This window comes from Candidatus Cloacimonadota bacterium, assembly GCA_019429305.1.
Taxonomy (GTDB): domain Bacteria; phylum Cloacimonadota; class Cloacimonadia; order Cloacimonadales; family JAJBBL01; genus JAHYIR01.
Genome location: JAHYIR010000002.1, coordinates 23,053 through 43,127, shown reverse-complemented (window position 1 = coordinate 43,127; position 20,075 = coordinate 23,053). Strand labels below are relative to the sequence as shown.

The window sequence follows — 20,075 nt, the reverse complement described above, 5'->3', positions numbered from 1 at the left end:
TTTAAGCCACTAGATTTCGCTAGTCTTTCAACAAAAATACTTAACTTCTTATTTCAAAAGAGATATCCCTCTTTTACCCTTAGGAAGGACTGTAGTCGGATGGGGGCCGACTACTGGGTTCCCTATTAGTAAATCAATGATTGTCGCTAGAAGAAAAAAACTCTTGATAATTATCTAATTCATTGATTAGTATATAGTTGTAATTATGGCAAACAAGAGAACCATATAAAAAAAGGGCAACTCATTGTTGCCCTTAAATGATCTTCGAATAGTTTCTTTTTATATTTCGAGCTAACTAAACGATCTTTAGTAACTCTCCATTATTTTAAGAACTCATATTCAAAACCGATCTTTTCATAAACCTCAGTCATTGTTTCCAAAGCGAGTTTATTTGCCTTCTCATTACCGTGAATGTAGATCTCAGCTATAGCATGAGGATTGCTCATATAATAAAGGTACTTTTCTCTGATCGGTGCAATCTCTTGTTCAACAGCATCTGTAAGCCATCTTTTACATTCCAGACAACCGATGGTAGCTTTGGTGCAACCTTCAATAACATCCTGTTGGACTAATTCTGTAGAGAGAATCTTATGCATAGTAAAAATATTGCAGACTTCAGGATTTCCCGGGTCAGTCTTTTTGATCCTTGCCGGATCGGTCATTGCTTTTGATATCTTAGCCCAGATCTGATCTTTTGTTTCATAGAGATAGATACAGTTGTCGAGTGACTTGCCCATTTTATCGTTGCCGTCGAGCCCTTTGATTCTCTTGCCGACAATAGCTTGCGGTTCGGGGAATATATGTCCAAAGGTTGAGTTAAAGCGTCTGACTATTTCGCGAGCCAGCTCCAGATGGGGAACTTGATCATCGCCTACCGGTACTACTTCAGCTTTATAGATGATTATATCAGCGGTCATCAGAGCAGGATAATCAAGAAGTCCGACGTTGATATTATCTGCCTGTTGCAGACACTTATCTTTATAGGTGGGTACCCGTTCCAGCCAAGATACAGGAGTCAAGCAGTTCAACATCCAGGTAAGCTCAGCATGATATTTGACATGGGACTGGATCATTAATATCGATTTATTGGGGTCTAAACCACAAGCGAGATAATTACAGGCGCATTTAAAGACATTTTCCTGTAAATTCTGAGGTTCGTATTTTGCAGTCATTGCATGATAATCAACAATCCCATACACTGCCTGATACTGATCTTGTAGTTTAACCCATTGTCTTATAGCACCCAGATAGTTTCCTAAGTGCAGATCTCCTGTGGGCTTAACACCGCTGAATAATCTCTTCATATTTTCTCCTATTTCACCTGATTGTCCGGAATAAAACCGATCAGATCATGGACCAGACTATCAGTAATCTTAACCTGGACAATATCACCGATTTTGGCTTTTCCTGATGTGATAAAGACCATACCGTCTATTTCCGGAGCATCAAAACGGGTTCTTCCTTCCCATAAAAAACTATCATCGAGTGACTTGTTGTCGATAATTACTTCGACAGTTTGTCCGACAATTTTCTTCAATAGTTCTTCTGAAATTGAATTATGCAATTCTGTCAATACTCTTTTACGCCGAAGAGCTGTCTGATGATGTATTTGATCGGGTATATTGAAAGCTTGAGTGCCACTCTCTCGTGAATACTGAAACACACCCAAGCGGTTGAATCTCGTCTTTTTAATGAAATCTACCAACTCATTGAGTTGCTCTTCTGTTTCACCGGGGAAACCTGTAATCAATGTAGTTCTTAGAGCTGCTTGAGGTAAAATTTTTCTTATCTTATCAATAAGTTCTTCGATCTCTTTGCGGGTGATGTGTCGATTCATTTGAGAAAGGATCTTATCATTGATGTGTTGGATAGGAATATCAAGGTACTGGCAGACTTTGGAATTTCCTTTGATATAATAAAGCAACTCATTTGTAATATGTGCCGGATGAAGATAGAGTAATCTGATCCATTCTATCCCTGAGATACTGGAAAGTTCCTCCAAGAGTTTGATCAAACCGGTTTTTTGAGTGAGATCCTTACCGTATTGGGTAATATCCATTGCTGTGATAATGAGTTCTCTAATACCATTATCAGCGAGTAATCTTGCTTCATCAATTAATTGATCTAATGGTTCGCTTTTTACTCTTCCTCTAATGGAGGGGATAGCACAGTAGCTGCAGAGGTTATCACAGCCGTCGGAGATCCTTAAATAAGCATAGGGGAGAGGTTCAAGGGCTGATCTTTGCATATTGAGATCAGTTAGAGAAAGGAGTCCGGAAAACTTCTGGAAGTCTTTCAATTCAACGAAATGATCAACTTCCGGTAAGCTATTTAGCAATTCCTCTTTGTATCTCTGAACGAGACAACCTGTAACGATCAGTTGGCAATGGTGCTTTTTCTTGATCTCTGCCAATTCCAGAATGCGTTCGATAGACTCTTCTTTGGCATCCTTGATAAAGCTGCAGGTATTGATTATAATGAGGGTCGCCTCTTCGGGATTATTGGTCAACTGATAACCACCCTGTTCAGCCAAACCGGCAAAGAACTCACTATCAACTAAATTGCGCGGACAGCCAAGACTCTCCAGAAAAAATTTCTGCTTTTTATTATATCCGGACATCTAAGACAGAAAATGGATTACCATTCCAGACTTGAGTTTTGGTTCAAACCAAGTAGATTTAGGGGGCATAATAGCACCGGAATCAGCTATTTCTATTAGATCTTGAACCGAAGTGGGATACATAGCGAAAGCAACTGCTTCGCCCTGATTGACACGTTTCTCCAGCTCTTTTAAACCCCTGATACCACCAACAAAATCTATTCTCTTATCTTTGCGTGGATCTCCGATACCCAAAACCGGACTAAGCAGATTATCCATCAAGATAGCAACATCGAGTGATTTGACAGGATCGTTTGGTTGATAAGTTCCCTCTTTTGGAGTTAGTTTATACCAACTACCTGCAAGATACATTCCGATTGTATGTTTGCTATTAGGTTTGTATTGTGTGCCTGTAGGCATCTCATCCACAACAAATTGTTCTTTTACTCTTTGTAAGAATTGTTCGTTGGTCAGCCCATTGAGATCTTTAACAACACGGTTATAATCCAATATCTTGAGCTGTTCGCCGGGAAATAGTACAGATAAAAAGAAGTTGTATTCTTCATTACCTGTATGGTTAGGATTAGCTGCTTTTCTTATTTGACCTACTTTATAAGCAGAAGCAGAACGGTGATGACCATCAGCTACATATAGAGCAGGGATATGGGCGAATTTGCTTACAAAAAAATCAATGACCTGCGGATCTGAGATATGCCATAAAGTATGATATACAGAATCATCGGTTTGAAAATGATATTCCGGCTCTTGAGTTATTAAACGGGAAACAGTGTTATCGATTTCGGGATCTGCCGGGTAAGTAAGGAATACAGGACCTGTATTGGCATTGAGAGTATCGACGTGTTTGATCCGGTCTTGCTCCTTATCAGCGCGGGTCAACTCATGTTTCTTTATAATGTCCTTTTCATAATCATCTATCGATGCACAAGCAACGAGACCTATTTGCTTATGATCACCCATCTGCTGCTGATATAGATACAATGAGGGCTCTTTATCTTCTACGAAAATACCTTGATTAATCATATTGTGCAGGTTCTCTTTCGCTGTCTGATAAACGAGATCACTATAATGATCGGTATCTTCCGGCAAGTCAATCTCTGACTTAACTACATGCAGGAAACTATAGGGATTACCTTTTGCTAACTCCCTTGCCTCTTCACTATTGATCACATCATAAGGTGGGCTGGCGACTTTTTCCACCATATCTTTGCGCGGTCTGAAACCTTTAAAAGCTCTGATTAATGCCATTTCTCATCTCCTTTAGGTTAACTTTTTTATACGCACATTCCCTAAAAACACCACTTTCATGTCAAACCTTTTCAGGTTTTCTGGCTACTCTCTCAAGTTTCTACCACATTATTTCTCACTGTCTGCCTGATTTTTCTTTTCAATACCTTGAAACTTTACTTTGATTACAATGATTTCATAGTTTTGGAGGCTGAAAGTTAGGTTTATCTTTAGATATCTGTGCTACATAGATTTAACGGTTTGTGATTTTTTTAGGGTGTCTAGATTGGTATATTTTTATCATAGATAATTCGTATGCTTCCTAATGGGATTAGAAAGATTGTGAGCGAACTATCAGAGTTTAATTTCTGACAGTGAAGAGAACATTGATGTATATCAGATTAAGCAAAGCTTTTTGTTACTAATTAAAAAAAAGTGATCTTTAGCAGTCTAAAGATCACCTTGAAAAGATATTTTTATCTTAACAGATAACCAGCATTAATCATAATGGCACTGTTCTTACCCCCAAAACCTTCGTTGACTTCACTCAGTCCAAGATGGTATCTTAACCCAAGCAAAAATTGGTTGCGCAGCAATACATCACCACCAAAAAGCAAACCGAAGTCAATATCATTAGTATCATCTTTTATATCTTCTGTTCCTGATTCAGAATAACCACTTTCCCTTACAGTCCATTTCATTTTTGAACTCAGCAGTAAACCCAGGGAAGCTCCTGCATAAGGTTGGATATTAAATGTCTCCAGAGGAATATCGTATTTGACGAGTACAGGAACTTCAAGATAGGTCAAATTCAACTTGTAGGTTTCTGACCATAAATCCCAACCATCATACCCAGATTCTTTGTATTCACCACCACGCTGCGAAAACAGCCCTTCAACTTGAACAATGAAATCTCCTTCGAGAGGGTAATAGACCATGCCACCGATATGAAAGGCGGTTTTGCTATCTGAATCACCTATCATATCCATATCGTTGACTTTGACCATACTTAATCCACCTCTCAATCCATAACTCTTCTGCGCATTTAGTGCACTAAATACCAGCAAGAGTGCTACAATAACAACGACCTGTTTCATACTTTACTCCTTAGTTTTTATTGATAGACCTGAAGTATTTTTAATTGTCTGATAATTGTTTAACGCCTAGGTCTTTGAAAGAAGTTAATGTGAATTTGCATTAAGATACTTCAGCATTCAATCTAAAGTAAAAAGAATGAATATTTGTTGAATCATCAAAGATAGAACTATTCTTTATCATACTACTCCTATAAGATAAACCTGTTATCACAATTATATTTCCAATACTCAAAGCAAGTAACATGACATGATAACTTATCTTATTGGGTAGATATAGAAAATTATTTGCTTACAATGTCAATAAAAACTGTAAAAAAAGTTTCAGCACAACTACAAATATTTGTCTGGAACTATTGTATAGAATTAGGAGTCAAAGGTAATATTTCTGAATTATTGAAACAATTCAGTTAGGATGTTATTGAATCCAAAATATTGCCTATATAATCCAATGATTACAATTTATACGATACAGAAAAAGGTACTAAATAGAAGTCGCAATTAATAGTCTTATCCGCCAGATTCCAGATAGGATTTGACATATTGTATTGAATAAAAAAAATGCAGCAAAGTTATAAAAAAATGGAGGTAAAAATTGATGATAAGCAAAGAATTAATCGCTAAAGTTCTCGACTGTGCTTTGTCTAACGGAGCTGATTTTGCTGAGCTGTTTCTGGAAAACACTTATAATTCAACTATCCGTTTTTATAATGGAAAGACTCAACAAAGTGTGGTTGGTAAAGACTTTGGTATTGGTTTACGAGTGTTTTACGGAAAGTCGGCGATTTATGCCTATACAAGTGATTTATCTGAAAAATCATTGTTAGCAGCTGCAGAAGCAATATCAAAAGCAGATCAGAACGATAAAATAATCACTCCTCGGGAACTAAAAAATCAACAGATAACAAATATTCATAAGATGATCTTACCCGGTGAAAATGTAGCTAAAAAGGATAAGATTGATTTTATCAGAATAATTGATAGCACAGCTCGTGGGTTCAATGAAAGGGTTTTACAGGTAGATCTGACTCTATTGGAGAAAAAACAGGATATTCTGATAGCTAACAGTGAAGGTTTACATGTCGAAGATCAACGAAATTATACGAGGATTTTTACCATGATCATTGCCAGCAATGATAAAGAGAGTCAAACATGCTTTGACGGTCCCGGAGCTTTAGCCGGTTATGAGTTTATCAAAACTCTCGATCCGGTCAAGATAGGAGCTGATACAGCAAAATCTGCTGTTACAATGCTCTCAGCAAAATATGCTCCCAGTGGGACATTTCCTGTTGTTATCGATAACGGATTTGGTGGGGTTATTTTTCATGAGGCCTGTGGACATAGTTTAGAAGCGACTTCAGTAGCAAAAGGAGCATCGATATTTGCTGGCAAACTCAATCAACAGATAGCATCTGAAAAAGTAACCGCTATCGATGATGGAACAATAGAAAACAAGTGGGGATCAACAAACATAGATGATGAAGGAACGCCAACTCAGAAAACCATTTTGATCGACAAGGGGATCTTAAAATCTTATATGATAGATAAACTCGGTGGGAGAAAAATGGGAATGGAATCTACAGGTAGTGGTCGTCGTCAATCTTATAGATATGCTCCTACATCGAGAATGCGTAATACATACATTGCACCGGGAAACGATAAATTTGATGATATGATCAAATCGATCGATTTTGGTCTCTATGCTAAGAAGATGGGTGGAGGTTCAGTACTTCCGGGGACAGGTAACTTTAACTTTTCAGTAGCCGAAGGATACCTTATACAAAATGGGAAAATTGCTGCACCTGTAAGAGGTGCCACACTTATTGGCAATGGCGGAGAAATACTTAAAAAGATCAGCATGGTTTCTGATAATCTTGATTTTTCAGAGGGTATGTGCGGTTCGATCAGTGGTAGTATCCCAACCTGTGTAGGACAACCTGCCATAAAAGTTGACCAGATTATAATCGGTGGAAGATAATAGGAGGTTGAGAAATTATGTACGATAATGAATTTAACGCGATTTTTGAGAAAGCAAAAGATAAAGTAGATGATATTGAAATACTCTTATCAAGTGGTAAATCATTTTCTGTGAGAATTCATAATCAGAATGTGGAATCGTTTGATTATGCTGACAGTATCGGAATTGGTATAAGGATCATCAAAGATGGACGGGTTGGATATGCATATACAGAAGAGTTAAGTGACGAAGCTTTTAGTTTGATTATCAAAGAAGCGGTTGCCAATAGTGAAACTGTAGAGAACTTAGAACCCGTTTTCTTCAGTAATTTTCCCGATCTAGAGCAAAAGTTAGATATCTATTCAGAAGAGTTGGATAAAGTAAAGGTTGAAGCTAAGATCGATATAGCAAAAAAATTGGAATCTCTGGCATTGGCAGCTGATAAAAGGATTTTTAATGTACCTTATGCAGCTTATAGTGACGGTTACGGTTATGCTAAGATCGCAAATAGCAAAGGATTGCACAAAGAGAGTAAAACTAACCATTGTGTTGCTTTTCTAATGGTTTTGGCTCAGGAAGGGGAAGATAAGAAATCGGGAAGTGATTTTATTATTACCCGAGATTTCCAAAAAATAAATCCTGAAAAACTGGTTGATAAAGCTGTCAGGCAGGCAATTGATCTGCTTAATGCCGAAAAACCTGATACCGGACAATTTCCGGTGGTCATCAACAATGAGACTATGGGTGCTTTGTTGAGTACGTTTTCTGGCATATTCTCAGCAAAAAATGTACAAGAAGGGAAATCACTTCTTAAAGGAAGAATCGGTCAAACAATAGCCAACTCGATCGTTACTATTATTGATGATGGACTACACCCTGACGGTATGTCAACTGCACCATTTGATTCAGAAGGTTATCCATCTCAGAAAACCTTACTGATAAATAAAGGAATTTTAACAAGTTTTCTACATAATAATGTCACAGCGACAATTGATAAGACAAAATCTACCGGAAATGCCTCGCGAAGTTACAAATCCTCTTTGACTGTATCACCGACTAACTTTGTGCTGCAATCTGGGGATTATAGTAAAGAAGATCTACTTAAGAGCTATGATAGAATTATAGAACTGGTCAGCTTGCAGGGTTTACATTCAGGAGCTAACCCAATATCAGGAGACTTTTCGTTAGCAGCTGAAGGATTTCTTTATGAAAAAGGGGTTAAAAAGACAGGACTCTCAGATTTCACTGTTTCTGGTAACTTCTTTCAGATTTTGCAAGACATTGAAAAAGTCGGGAATGATGAAATATTCAATATGCAATCATGTTCTGCTCCATCAGTATTGATCAAGAAAATATCGATTAGTAGTAAGAGTAAACAGTAGAAAAATTCAGAGACGGGAGAATGCTCCCGTCTCATTTTTTTTTCAACACTACTTCATTTGCATGGGAGGTTTTATGGCATCCTTAGTAATAAAAAAACTTTCAGAAGAGGAAATACAACGATTAGGTATTAGAAACTGGCCTATTTGGGAGAAAGAGATCTCCCGATTCGACTGGTATTATGATAATACAGAAGAGTGTTTGTTGATCGAAGGAGAGGTAGAAGTTGAGACTACCGAAGGGACTTATCATTTTGGAAAGGGTGATTTTGTCGTTTTCCAAAAAGGATTGAAATGTGTCTGGAACATCAAACAACCAGTCCGGAAGTACTATAATTTCGAAGAATAAAGTGATGGCTTAATACAACTATCTTGTATTTATTATCAATATTAAACAATAAATGCTAATAAGAGAACTTAAAAAAAGCGAAATATCCGATGCGGTTAGACTGAAGATCTATTGTGAAGATAATGATTTCCCCAATATAGTAGAGCCGGGGACTTTTAATTATGAACAAGAGTTAAATCTAATTCATACTTGGTTAAACGAAAAAGATTTTACTGATATAAGGCGATTATACGGAGCATTTTATAATGAAAAGTTTGTTGGTTTTATTGGCTCTAGTTTAGCAGAAGAAGATGATTGCGATAAAGGTGTAGAGATAAACTATCTCTTTATAGATAAAGATCATAGAGGGCAAGGTATAGGAACTAACCTTGTTAAAAAGGTGGTTGATGAATACTTGAAACAGAGTATTAAAAATATTATTGTCTATTGTTATCACGAATCAAAAGCCTTTTCCTTCTATCACAAGTTTTTAAAAGGAAAGATATTGAGACAAGTAATTCAATATCCGAGTAAAAAACCTGTACTGGTTGATATTTTTATCTGGGATACCTTAAAACTCCAACAATATTTGGCTAAAAAGTTGCCTATAGATAACCATTAAATTGGATTCGTTTGTAGTAAGGGATCTTAATTTATGTATTAACTACTTGCTATTAAGTCGTTCTTTATCCGACCAGTAATTGTCACTGGATCTAATCCGGCATAACGCAAGACATCTTCTGATTTTCCGGAGAGTGCATAATCGGTAACTCCGAATTTGACTAGTTTGGGGTTGAGATTAGATTCCATTAATTTGTCAGCAACGATACTTCCTAAACCCGAATTAACATTATGGTCTTCATAAGTGAAGATCAATCCGGTCGAAGCAGCTTTTTGCAAACAAATATTATCAATAGCAGTTGGACAGGAGATAGCCCAAAGCTGCAAGTGAATATCCTTTTCACTTAATCTATCTACAACTTCTAGAGCTTTTCCTGCTAAAGTACCCATAGTTAACAAAGCTCCATCATTCCCATCTCTTATTATATCAGCAATACCATACTCGAAACGGTATTGCTCATCATAGTACGGAGATCCATCCTCTTTGGTGATGATTGGAACTTTGGAACGCCCCATGGCAACAAGATAATTTCCTTTTTTATCGATCAGGTAGCGAATAACACGGTCGGTTTGGTTGGGACAGACAGGAATGATCGGCCGAAAATGGTAGAGATTTCTCATCAGAGCCAGATAATCAAGACATTGATGGGTTTTACCATCTTCACCAACATCAAGTCCAACATGAGTCACTATGGCCTTTAAGTTCGTATGATTGATATCATTTAAACGATGTTGATTATATGTCTCATCTACACCAAATACACCAAAATCGGCAAAAAAGGTCTGAAACCCTTCTAATGAAATGGCACCTGACATGGTGGCTGTATGATGTTCCATGATCCCACATTGGAAGAAATTTTGGGGTAATTCTTTTTCAAAATCATTTGTTTTTACGCTACCCTGCAGGTCACAATCAAAAACTAAAAGTGGTGTATAGGGCTCTTTCTTATTGATCTTAGCTAAATCAGCAATGGCATTACCCCAAGCAGAACGGTTATCGAGAGGTTTCTCATAAAGAATTGCCTCTCCCGCCTTGAGCTTATAATTTTGAGTATCTCTTAAATCACAGGAAGTTAATGGCTGATAAGCTCTTCGCAATTCTTTATAAATCTCTATGTCATTTTCAAAACCCAATTCTCTTAACGCCTCTGTAAGTTGCTCTTCAGAGATGGCAGCTCCATGATACTTCTCTTTATTTTCCATGAAAGATACACCTTTACCCATAACGGTTCTTGCTAAAATCATCACTGGTTTATCAATTGCTGAAGCTTCAATTATGGAGTTACTGATTTCGGTAAAACTATGTCCATCTATCTCTAATACATGCCAACCATCGGATAGGTAGTTTTCTTTGATATTTTGTGGCATAATATCATTGATTTTGCCACTGATCTGGAGTCTGTTATAATCAACGATCGCTGTAAGCTTATCTAGTTTGTATTTTGCAGCAAAACGTCGTGCTTCGGAAAGCTGCCCTTTTTGCTGTTCACCATCTCCCATCATGACAATAACTTTGTATGGTAAACCCTTGATCTTTGAAGCAAGTGCAAAACCACAACCCGCAGAAAGACCCTGACCTAAATTGCCTGTTCCCCATTCTACTCCAGGAACTGATCTCTCGATATGACCTTCAAAGATACTACCACATAAGCGGAACTGAGATATAAAATCTTCCATCGGCATAAAATTATTACTTGCCAATGCAGCATAAACACCGGGTGAAACGTGACCATTACTAACTACTACTCGATCTCTATCTTCTCTTTGAAAGTTATCAGGTTTGATGTTTAACATTTCATAAAGGGTCAGTAAAATGTCTATTGTTGACATAGAACCGCCGGGATGTCCTGATCCGGCGAGAGTGGTGGCTTTCAATATTGCTGCCCGAGCTATTAAAGCTTTTTCTTTTAAAGATACGATCTTGTCTGAAGAGATTGGTGATAATTTCATTATAAACTCACTTATTTTTTTTGGGAGCAATTCTTTAAGCAGGAATTTTATTGTCAAACACAAAACCGACAATAGATTAGTAAAATACTTTGATAAGTTATGTAGTGGGAGTATAAGTTAAATAATAATAACAATTAGAAATAGTTGTTGACACATATAAGAGCTGAGAAATACTTACCAAAATTTTTAGAAACACATCGTTTTATCGAGAGTTAATAAAAAGTTTAAGCAATCACATATGGTAATGAACAACTGGAGGTAGTATATGGATGAAAAAAAGAGAGTATATCTCTTTGGCAACGGAAAAGCTGATGGTAAAGCTAATATGAAAGAACTTTTAGGAGGGAAAGGAGCTAATTTAGCGGAAATGAATTTAATTGGTCTTCCGGTTCCTCCGGGATTTACAATAACTACAGAAGCCTGTAATGAATATTATGATCTGGGAAGAGATGAGGTAAAAAAACTATTGGAACAAGATGTAAAGAAAGCAGTTACCCAAGTAGAAGAGGTCATGAGTTCAGGTTTTGGTGATAAAAACAATCCACTACTATTATCGGTCAGATCAGGAGCCAGAGCTTCAATGCCCGGAATGATGGATACCGTTCTTAATCTTGGTTTAAATGATGAGGTAGTTGAAGGATTAAGTAAAATTGCCGGCAATGAAAGATTTGCTTGGGATTCCTATCGCAGATTTATTCAGATGTTTGGCGATGTGGTTATGGGTCTGAAACCTGAGAAAAAAGAAGATACAGATCCTTTCGAAGAGATTATTGATCATTTAAAGGAAGAAAAGAAAATTGATAATGATATAGATTTGACTATTGACGATTTGAAACTTCTGGTAGATAGATTTAAAAAGATTATCAAAGAAAAAACCGGTAAAGAATTTCCTATAGACCCTTGGCAGCAATTATGGGAATCTGTAATGGCAGTATTTGATAGCTGGAATACACCTAGAGCAGTATATTATCGCAAAATGCACGGCTATCCGGCAGATTGGGGAACAGCAGTCAATGTTCAAGCAATGGTTTTTGGCAATATGGGCGATAATAGTGCAACCGGAGTAGCTTTTACTCGTGATGCAGCTACCGGAGAAAAGTTATTCAATGGCGAGTATTTGATCAATGCTCAGGGTGAAGATGTCGTTGCAGGGATCAGAACACCTCAGGAGATTACAAAAGAAGGTTCGCAGCGTTGGGCAAAATTACAGAATATCTCAGAGGAAGAGAGGGTAAGTAAATACCCTTCTTTGGAAGAGACAATGCCGGAAGTTTATAAAGAGCTGTACCAAATCCAACAGAAACTTGAGAATCATTATAAAGACATGCAAGACTTGGAGTTCACTATTCAGGACGGAAAGCTATGGATATTACAGACCAGGAATGGGAAAAGAACAGGTCCGGCGATGGTGAAAATAGCTGTAGATATGCTCAAAGAAGGTTTGATAAATGAAAAAACGGCTCTGTTACGCAACGATCCAAGTAAGTTAGATGAACTATTACATCCAATATTTACCCAAGAAGCATTAGATAAAGCGAAAGTTATATCTAAAGGACTTCCCGCTTCTCCCGGTGCAGCTTCTGGACAAATTGTCTTCTTTGCAGAAGAAGCAGAAGAATGGGCACAAGGAGGGAAAGATGTTATCTTGGTTAGAAAAGAGACCTCACCAGAAGATTTGCGTGGCATGAATGTAGCCAAAGGCATTCTGACTTCTCGTGGGGGTATGACTTCTCATGCGGCAGTTGTAGCTCGAGGTATGGGAAAATGCTGTGTATCAGGAGCAGGAACGGTTACTATTGATTATCGAGCTAAGACTTTGAAAGCCGGAGATACGGAGTTGAAAGAGGGCGATTGGATCTCACTTAACGGAACAACGGGTGAAGTATACGAAGGCAAATTGGAAACTAAACTTCCAGATGTCAGTGGCGATTTTGAAACATTGATGAAATTATGTGACCGATTTACTACGATGGCAGTCAGAACTAACGCTGATACTCCTAAAGATTCAGGTATAGCAAGAAAGTTTGGTGCAAAAGGTATAGGACTATGTAGAACTGAACACATGTTCTTTGAAGGAGATAGAATAAAAGCAGTCAGAGAGATGATCTTAGCACACGATGAAGAAGGTCGACGTAAAGCCCTTGAAAAATTGTTACCGATGCAAAAAGAGGATTTTGAAGGTATCTTTACTGCTATGGATAACTTACCTGTAACAATTCGGCTCTTGGATCCACCTCTGCATGAATTTGTCCCTCACGACGAAAAGAGCCAAGAAGAAATGGCTAAAGAGCTGGGAGTAAGTGCCAAAGAAGTAAAAGCTAAGGTTGAATCTCTCAATGAGATGAATCCTATGCTTGGTCATAGAGGATGCCGCTTGGGAATAACATATCCAGAAATAACTGAGATGCAAGCAAGAGCAATTTTTGAAGCTGCTCTTAATTTAAAGAAGAAAAGTATCAAAGCTGTTCCTGAGATTATGATACCTTTGATCGGGACAGTTGAAGAATTTGTTTTACAAGAAAAACTGATTCGTAAAGTTGCGGATGAATTATTTGCTGAAAGAAATGACAGTATCGAGTATCTGGTCGGTACTATGATTGAAATTCCCAGAGCTACAATAGTGGCTGATAAGATAGCTGAACATGCGGAATTTTTCTCTTTTGGCACTAATGACTTGACACAGATGACCTTTGGATATTCTCGTGACGATGCAGGAAAATTCTTACCTGTATATTTGGAAAATAATATTCTGAAGAAGGATCCTTTTCAGGTTATTGACCAAGAGGGTGTAGGAATGTTGATTAAATTAGGTATTGATAAAGGTCGCAGCACAAACAAAGAATTGAAGATTGGTATCTGTGGTGAGCATGGTGGCGAACCTGAATCTGTTAAATTCTGCCATAAAGTAGGCATGAATTATGTTAGTTGTTCTCCTTATAGAGTTCCAATTGCTAGGTTAGCTGCAGCGCAAGCAGCAATAGAATAGATATTTTATGGATGAAACATTTCGTTTCAATATAACCTATTTGTACTGCCAGCAATTTGTAAAAAGACTGGAAGTTACTCTTAAGTTGTATTTTATGTGAAAAGAATTTAGATTAATTATTACGAATTATAGATCAAATATGATTATGATTATTTTGTTTAACAAGAGACTTTTTGAGAAGTTAAGTCGTAAGATATAGCTTCAAAGGAAGTTAGAATAACAAATAGCTAAGCAAGCAAAAGAAGGAGTATTATGCAAGGCAAAGTAAAGTGGTTCAATCCTAATAAAGGATATGGTTTTATTATATTACCCAATAACAAAGAGTACTTTGTTCATTGGAAATCTATTGTTACAAATTCCCCAACTGAACTTAAAGTTCTAGAACCCAACGAAGATGTTGAGTTTGATTTAATTGAGACTGATAGGGGAGTTCAAGCCATCAATGTCATCAGATTGAGTGTAAATCAACCTGAAGAAGAATAATAGTATTACCATTCACCTTTAAAACTAAAGTCATATCCTGTTTAAGGATATGACTTTTTCTTTTCATAAATCATTTTTGGAAATAGAGTTGTGAAAGTAGTGAAGTATTTACCGGTTACCAGAGAAGAATGCTTAAAACTCGGTTGGGATGAATTAGACATAATCATTGTGACAGGCGATGCTTATATAGATCATCCTGCCTTTGGAGCTGCAATAATAGGCAGATTTTTAGTAGCAAATGGATTTCGGGTTGGTATAATACCACAACCAAATTGGAAATCAGATACTGATTTTCTTCGTCTTGGTAAGCCCAAACTCTTCTTCGGTGTTACAGCCGGTAATTTAGATTCAATGGTTAACCATTATACTGCTCAGCGAAAAATTCGTTCAGAAGATGCTTACTCACCAGCAGGCAAAGCAGGGTTAAGACCCGATAGAGCTACGATCGTCTATACTCAGCGCTTGAAACAGATATTTAAAGGTGTTCCGGTAATCTTAGGTGGTATAGAGGCAAGTTTGCGAAGAATTCCTCACTACGATTTCTGGTCTGATAAAGTAAGAAATTCAGTGCTTTTGGACAGTAAAGCGGATCTACTGATATATGGTATGGCAGAGAAGACTGTTTTGAAAGTTGCAATGCAACTCTCCACTGGAGTATCTATCAAAGAGTTAAAGGACTTGCCTGGGACAGTTACTAATGTTTCAGAAGTACCTGATAGTGCAGTACTATTACCAGATTACGAAAAGGTCTATACACCAGACTTGTTTTGGGAGATGAATAGGATGTTTCATCAGCAAAATCGCTTTAAAACTCTGTATCAGAGATCGGGAATGCAATATCTAAAACATAACTTACCTGAAACTCCGTTAGATACAGGTAAGCTTGATGAAATATATGCTTTACCTTTTGCACGAAAACCACATCCGATTTATAAGAACATCCATATCCCAGCATTCGAACAGATCAAGAATTCTATTACTTCTCATCGTGGTTGTTTTGGTGGTTGCCATTTTTGCTCTTTGAACTATCATCAAGGAAAATATATCCAATCTCGCAGTATAACATCCATTGTAGATGAAGTTGACAAGCTAAGAGAACAGGATTATTTTTTTGGTACAGTTTCAGATATTGGTGGACCATCAGCAAACATGTACGGTATGGAGTGTAGAGATTTAAAGTGTCCAAGAAAATCTTGTATCTATCCGAAAGTTTGTGAGAAACTCGATACTACTCATAAATCTTATATGAAGTTATTGGAAGAAGTCAGGCATGTGGATGGAGTTAATCATGTCTTTGTATCCTCAGGAATTAGAGCTGATCTTGCTTTAAAGAATATGAAATTCATTGAACTATTAGTTAAGTATCACACGGGCGGAAGATTGAAAATTGCTCCTGAACATAAGAGTGACAAGGTTCTTAAACTAATGAATAAACAAACTTTTTCAACATATCAGGAATATGTTAAGTTATTCAGCAATTATTGTGAACAATATGGTTTTAAACATCAGCTTACACCATATATTATGGTAGGTCATCCCGGAACTACTCTAAAAGAAGCTGTTGATTTAGCGGTTTATTTGAAAGAAAATAATCTTAAACTAAAACAGGTGCAAGAGTTCACTCCTACACCTATGACTATAAGCAGTTGCATGTATTATACAGGGAGAGATTTCGATACAGGGAATGAGCTCTATATACCAAAGGGAAGAGAAGTAAAGCTGCAAAAGGCGATAGTTCAATGGTTTAAACCTGAAAACAGAAAGTATGTAATTGAAATACTCAAAAAAGCAGAACGGAATTCACTACTCTCTTTCTTCCTCGAACCAGAACCTCCCAATAAAGAGTTCTAAGTGATCTACTCTCAAATACTCACAAAATAATGATTAACCTAACACGATATGTTTCTGTTTTTAATGCGTTACTAAGTAAAAACCACATGATGAAGGAGATTATTAATGTTTGATATAAGTATCATTAAAAAACGACCGGAGAGTATTATCATTATCCTCATCGTTTTGTGTTTTTCATCAATAATCGATGCTCAAACAAGAGTAATACCACCAGAAACTATCTTAGCAGAATATGATAACGGGATTTTTACGAAAGCAGATTTTGACGAAGAATTTAATAAACTCCCCAATATTTTTAGAGCGAGATACTCATCAAGAGAAGGCAAAATAGAGTTTTTAGAAGCGACGGTATTAAACAAAATTTTGTATCTTAAGGCACAGCAATTAGGTATTGATAGAGATCCGGAAGCTTTCACAGCTTATCGTGATCTTCTAAACCCTTATTATGCCGGAATATTCCGTAGAATTGAAATAAAGGACAACATTGATATCAATGAAGATGAGATTTATAGTTTTTATCGTAATAATTTAGAGAGGTTCACTGAGCTTGGAAATGCCACTATCGAGTATTTGATGATAGATGACATATCTCAGTCTGTAGATGTTTTGGATGCTCTTCAAAGTAGAAGAGATTTTAATGAGATTGTAAGCAGATATTCTACACATCAACGTTCTATAAGGAATGATGGTATAATCAGTAATATAATGGGGAATGGTTTTATACCGGGCTTGGGAAGAGATGAAGAGTTAGATTCAGAGATTTTTAATGCTCCTATGAATGAATGGATAGGACCGTTAGAGACAGAAACCGGAATCCATTTTTTCAAAGTCCTCGAACGAAATTCCCGGGAGCTAAAACCTTTCGAAGAAGTCAGAGAAGAAATAAATAACCGTTTACTACGGGTTAAAGAGATTGATGCTAAGACCCAAAAAGTAGCAGAATTGAAGAACAGATACAATGTTAATGTTAATTACAATTTACTTTTTTCTCTCAATATGTTTAATCTTACACCATTCAGTGAAGAATTAAAGTTAGGAGTTGTGACTGCTGATATCCCTGAGATGAATGTTACAGTGGGTGATTTATACGAACACTTTAGAAATATTACCCCGTTTATAATGTCTAACGATTTAACTTCTAATCTTGAGTACTACAATCTGCATCGTCATTTACCCCGAGAAGAATGGCAAGAGTTGAGTAGTCCAGAATCATTAGAAAGACTGATCAACAATGTCATTGATGTTAATCTATTTGCATATGAAGCCCGCGAAATGGGTTATGATGATTTGATCATTGGAGATCCGGAAAGAGAAACAATAAGGACTGAACAACCGGGGACAAGATATGATTATGTAGTATTCCAAAATCCGGAAGTGCAGCAACTCCGCAGACATATTATCTTACAGAATCTATTTCAACAAAAGGTAATTGATGTTGCTAACCCTACACAAGAAGATCTGAGAGAGTACTATGAAGAGAATCTAGATGATTTTTCAGTCAAAGAAAGCCGCAGATTAAATATCTTTTTCTTCGATACAGAAAGTGAAGCAAATGCTTCAAGAAACACTGTCTTGCAAGCTGTTGAGGAAGATGATGAATGGCCAATTATTCATTTGATAAACGCTTCTAAATATCCTCAAGAGATAAGATCTTTACAATTTGTTGAGAGAGATAATAATCTACCGATTTTTGGACAAGATACTACTCTCTACAATACGATATGGAATACAAAATTAGGGGTATTGAGCGAAATTGAGCAGACAAGTAATGGTTTGTACTTCTTTTTGATTGTTCTGGAACACAATCCCTTATATGTTTATCCCTTAGATCGTGTCCAGAGAGATGTGTCGGAAATTTTAGTTCATGAAAGAAGGACTGAACGTTGGGAGGAGTATGTTCAAGAGATCATTTCCGATTACAATGTTCAATTTTATCGCGATAGATTATTTATAACTTTAACAGCTGATGAGTTGTTTTCATTAGCAGAGCAATCTCAATTAAGAGGTCGTTTCACTGAAGCACTAGATTTCTTAGATCAAGTAATAGAAAACTATCAGAACAATGATGATGATTATCGGGCACTATTTTCCAAAGCTTTTATCCTTGCACGAGAACTGGGAAGATCTGAAGAAGCAGCTCAAATTTTTAGACAACTAATAGAAGAATATCCTTATGGTAATTTACACGATTCAGCTGAATTTATGCTTGATTCTCTTATTGAAGGATAGCGGTTACTTATAAGACTTTATTCATCAATTTTCAAGATAATATCAGCACCAACTTTTTCGGACTTAGGTAATTCTGCATCACTTATCTGGTAGGAAGATAAGATCTTTTTAGCCGTAAGACTACCTTTCTCTTTATCGTTACAATAGATCTTTCCTATCTCTTGGCTTGATTCAACAAAATCCCCTCTTTTAGGAGTAAGATAAGCTCCTGCTGAGTAATCGAGTTTAGAATCAATTTTTTGCCTTCCGGCACCAATATGCAAGAGTGCATAGCCAATTTTCTGACAGTTGATAGATCTTATCCAGCCCGATTTTTCTGCTCTGATGCTGAGAGAATATTTACTTTGTGGAAGGAGTTTAGTATCATCACAGATCTTGCTATTACCACCCTGAGCTTCAATAAAACGAGCAAATTGTTCTAACGCTTTACCCGAAGAAATTGCTCTATCAACCTTCTCTGCTGCTTCAGTATCATCCTTTGCTTTCTTGGATAATAAAAGCATTCTGATTGCTAAGAATCGTGTTAGAGCATCAATGTCCGGAATATTATTTCCCTTAAGATACTCGATAGTTTCCTTTATTTCCAAAGCATTACCGATATGATACCCAAGAGGGGAGTTCATGTCAGAATACACGATGTTTACTTGCTGCCCCAGTCTTTCTCCAGTACTTTTTAACAATAATCCCAATTCACGAGCTTTATCCATATCTTTAATAAATGCTCCGCTTCCAACTTTCAGATCGATAACCAGGTTTTGAGCTCCTTCAGCAATTTTCTTGCTAATGATACTCGCTGTGATCAGGGGCAAGCTCTCAATAGTTCCGGTTACATCACGCAAAGCGTATATTTTTCTATCAGCAGGTACTAATTCTTTCGATTGGCTGATAATCGAAAACCCTACTTGTTCTATAACTTTACGGAATTCTTTTTCAGAGAGATCAGTTCTAAATCCAGGAATAGATTCCAATTTATCAAGAGTGCCACCCGTATGCCCTAAACCGCGACCTGAGATCATAGGAATAGTAGCTCCACAAGCAGCAACAATAGGAGCTAACATTAAACTGATTTTGTCACCCACACCACCGGTTGAATGTTTATCAACAGTCTCCAATTCTTGTGAAAATTCAATTATCTTGCCTGAATTAATATAGATCTCAGTAAGATGTTGGATCTCTTCTTTATCCATACCATTAAGAAAGATAGCCATTAAAAAAGCGGATATCTGATAGTCTGGTATATTATCTTCAATGTATCCTGTCACCAGTGTTTTTAATTCTTCTTTACTTAGTTTTTCACTACTTCGTTTCTTTATTATCAATTCTACTGGATTTTCCATATATATACCTCATTAT

14 protein-coding genes are annotated in these 20,075 nt (G+C 36.9%); 8 read left to right on the top strand and 6 right to left on the bottom strand.

Annotation, left to right across the window (positions count from 1 at the left end):
• Positions 1-320: 320 nt before the first annotated feature.
• The 4 genes from trpS to K0B81_01535 all read right to left on the bottom strand — a co-directional run bounded on the left by trpS (position 321) and on the right by K0B81_01535 (position 4,941).
• Positions 321-1,304: a tryptophan--tRNA ligase gene (gene trpS, locus K0B81_01550; protein MBW6515285.1), complete on the bottom strand. Its 984-nt coding sequence runs from the start codon at positions 1,302-1,304 to the stop codon at positions 321-323.
• Positions 1,305-1,312: 8 nt separating this feature from the next.
• Complete coding sequence (rimO, locus tag K0B81_01545) at positions 1,313-2,620, bottom strand: 30S ribosomal protein S12 methylthiotransferase RimO (protein MBW6515284.1); 1,308 nt, start codon at positions 2,618-2,620, stop codon at positions 1,313-1,315.
• Positions 2,621-3,865: a DUF1015 family protein gene (locus tag K0B81_01540; GenBank protein ID MBW6515283.1), complete on the bottom strand. Its 1,245-nt coding sequence runs from the start codon at positions 3,863-3,865 to the stop codon at positions 2,621-2,623. It lies immediately after the preceding gene.
• Between the two features lie 455 nt (positions 3,866-4,320).
• Complete coding sequence (locus tag K0B81_01535; GenBank protein ID MBW6515282.1) at positions 4,321-4,941, bottom strand: PorT family protein; 621 nt, start codon at positions 4,939-4,941, stop codon at positions 4,321-4,323.
• Positions 4,942-5,536: 595 nt separating this feature from the next.
• Between K0B81_01535 and K0B81_01530 the strand changes: the two genes are divergently transcribed.
• The 4 genes from K0B81_01530 to K0B81_01515 all read left to right on the top strand — a co-directional run bounded on the left by K0B81_01530 (position 5,537) and on the right by K0B81_01515 (position 9,224).
• Positions 5,537-6,916 (top strand): TldD/PmbA family protein, encoded by a 1,380-nt coding sequence (locus K0B81_01530; GenBank protein ID MBW6515281.1) that lies wholly within the window; start codon positions 5,537-5,539, stop codon positions 6,914-6,916.
• A gap of 17 nt (positions 6,917-6,933) precedes the next feature.
• Positions 6,934-8,277: a TldD/PmbA family protein gene (locus tag K0B81_01525; GenBank protein MBW6515280.1), complete on the top strand. Its 1,344-nt coding sequence runs from the start codon at positions 6,934-6,936 to the stop codon at positions 8,275-8,277.
• Between the two features lie 73 nt (positions 8,278-8,350).
• Complete coding sequence (locus K0B81_01520; protein ID MBW6515279.1) at positions 8,351-8,623, top strand: DUF861 domain-containing protein; 273 nt, start codon at positions 8,351-8,353, stop codon at positions 8,621-8,623.
• A gap of 52 nt (positions 8,624-8,675) precedes the next feature.
• Positions 8,676-9,224, top strand: coding sequence for a GNAT family N-acetyltransferase (locus K0B81_01515; protein ID MBW6515278.1), 549 nt, complete (start codon positions 8,676-8,678; stop codon positions 9,222-9,224).
• Positions 9,225-9,262: 38 nt separating this feature from the next.
• On the opposite strand, the gene K0B81_01510 is transcribed toward K0B81_01515, so the two are convergent.
• Positions 9,263-11,173, bottom strand: a complete 1,911-nt coding sequence (locus tag K0B81_01510) for a transketolase (protein MBW6515277.1) — start codon at positions 11,171-11,173, stop codon at positions 9,263-9,265.
• Between the two features lie 265 nt (positions 11,174-11,438).
• Here K0B81_01510 and ppdK point away from each other — a divergent pair, with 265 nt between their 5' ends.
• From ppdK to K0B81_01490, 4 genes are all read left to right on the top strand, one after another.
• Entirely contained in the window at positions 11,439-14,159 is a 2,721-nt protein-coding gene (gene ppdK / locus K0B81_01505) for a pyruvate, phosphate dikinase (protein MBW6515276.1), read from the top strand.
• 252 nt (positions 14,160-14,411) lie between these two features.
• Positions 14,412-14,642 (top strand): cold shock domain-containing protein, encoded by a 231-nt coding sequence (locus tag K0B81_01500; GenBank protein MBW6515275.1) that lies wholly within the window; start codon positions 14,412-14,414, stop codon positions 14,640-14,642.
• A 99-nt stretch (positions 14,643-14,741) separates the two neighbouring features.
• Positions 14,742-16,493: a YgiQ family radical SAM protein gene (locus K0B81_01495; GenBank protein ID MBW6515274.1), complete on the top strand. Its 1,752-nt coding sequence runs from the start codon at positions 14,742-14,744 to the stop codon at positions 16,491-16,493.
• Positions 16,494-16,598: 105 nt separating this feature from the next.
• Entirely contained in the window at positions 16,599-18,722 is a 2,124-nt protein-coding gene (locus K0B81_01490) for a peptidyl-prolyl cis-trans isomerase (protein MBW6515273.1), read from the top strand.
• Between the two features lie 17 nt (positions 18,723-18,739).
• Here the strand turns inward: K0B81_01490 and K0B81_01485 are convergent, their stop codons facing one another.
• On the bottom strand, positions 18,740-20,065 hold the full coding sequence (locus K0B81_01485; GenBank protein MBW6515272.1) for a thymidine phosphorylase: 1,326 nt from the start codon (positions 20,063-20,065) through the stop codon (positions 18,740-18,742).
• Between the last annotated feature and the right edge of the window lie 10 nt (positions 20,066-20,075).

Bases quoted from the DNA above. Each gene is read 5' to 3' on its own strand.
- trpS (MBW6515285.1), bottom strand. From the start codon at position 1,304: ATGAAGAGATTATTCAGCGGTGTTAAGCCCACAGGAGATCTGCACTTA.
- rimO (MBW6515284.1), bottom strand. From the start codon at position 2,620: ATGTCCGGATATAATAAAAAGCAGAAATTTTTTCTGGAGAGTCTTGGC.
- K0B81_01540 (MBW6515283.1), bottom strand. From the start codon at position 3,865: ATGGCATTAATCAGAGCTTTTAAAGGTTTCAGACCGCGCAAAGATATG.
- K0B81_01535 (MBW6515282.1), bottom strand. From the start codon at position 4,941: ATGAAACAGGTCGTTGTTATTGTAGCACTCTTGCTGGTATTTAGTGCA.
- K0B81_01530 (MBW6515281.1), top strand. From the start codon at position 5,537: ATGATAAGCAAAGAATTAATCGCTAAAGTTCTCGACTGTGCTTTGTCT.
- K0B81_01525 (MBW6515280.1), top strand. From the start codon at position 6,934: ATGTACGATAATGAATTTAACGCGATTTTTGAGAAAGCAAAAGATAAA.
- K0B81_01520 (MBW6515279.1), top strand. From the start codon at position 8,351: ATGGCATCCTTAGTAATAAAAAAACTTTCAGAAGAGGAAATACAACGA.
- K0B81_01515 (MBW6515278.1), top strand. From the start codon at position 8,676: ATGCTAATAAGAGAACTTAAAAAAAGCGAAATATCCGATGCGGTTAGA.
- K0B81_01510 (MBW6515277.1), bottom strand. From the start codon at position 11,173: ATGAAATTATCACCAATCTCTTCAGACAAGATCGTATCTTTAAAAGAA.
- ppdK (MBW6515276.1), top strand. From the start codon at position 11,439: ATGGATGAAAAAAAGAGAGTATATCTCTTTGGCAACGGAAAAGCTGAT.
- K0B81_01500 (MBW6515275.1), top strand. From the start codon at position 14,412: ATGCAAGGCAAAGTAAAGTGGTTCAATCCTAATAAAGGATATGGTTTT.
- K0B81_01490 (MBW6515273.1), top strand. From the start codon at position 16,599: ATGTTTGATATAAGTATCATTAAAAAACGACCGGAGAGTATTATCATT.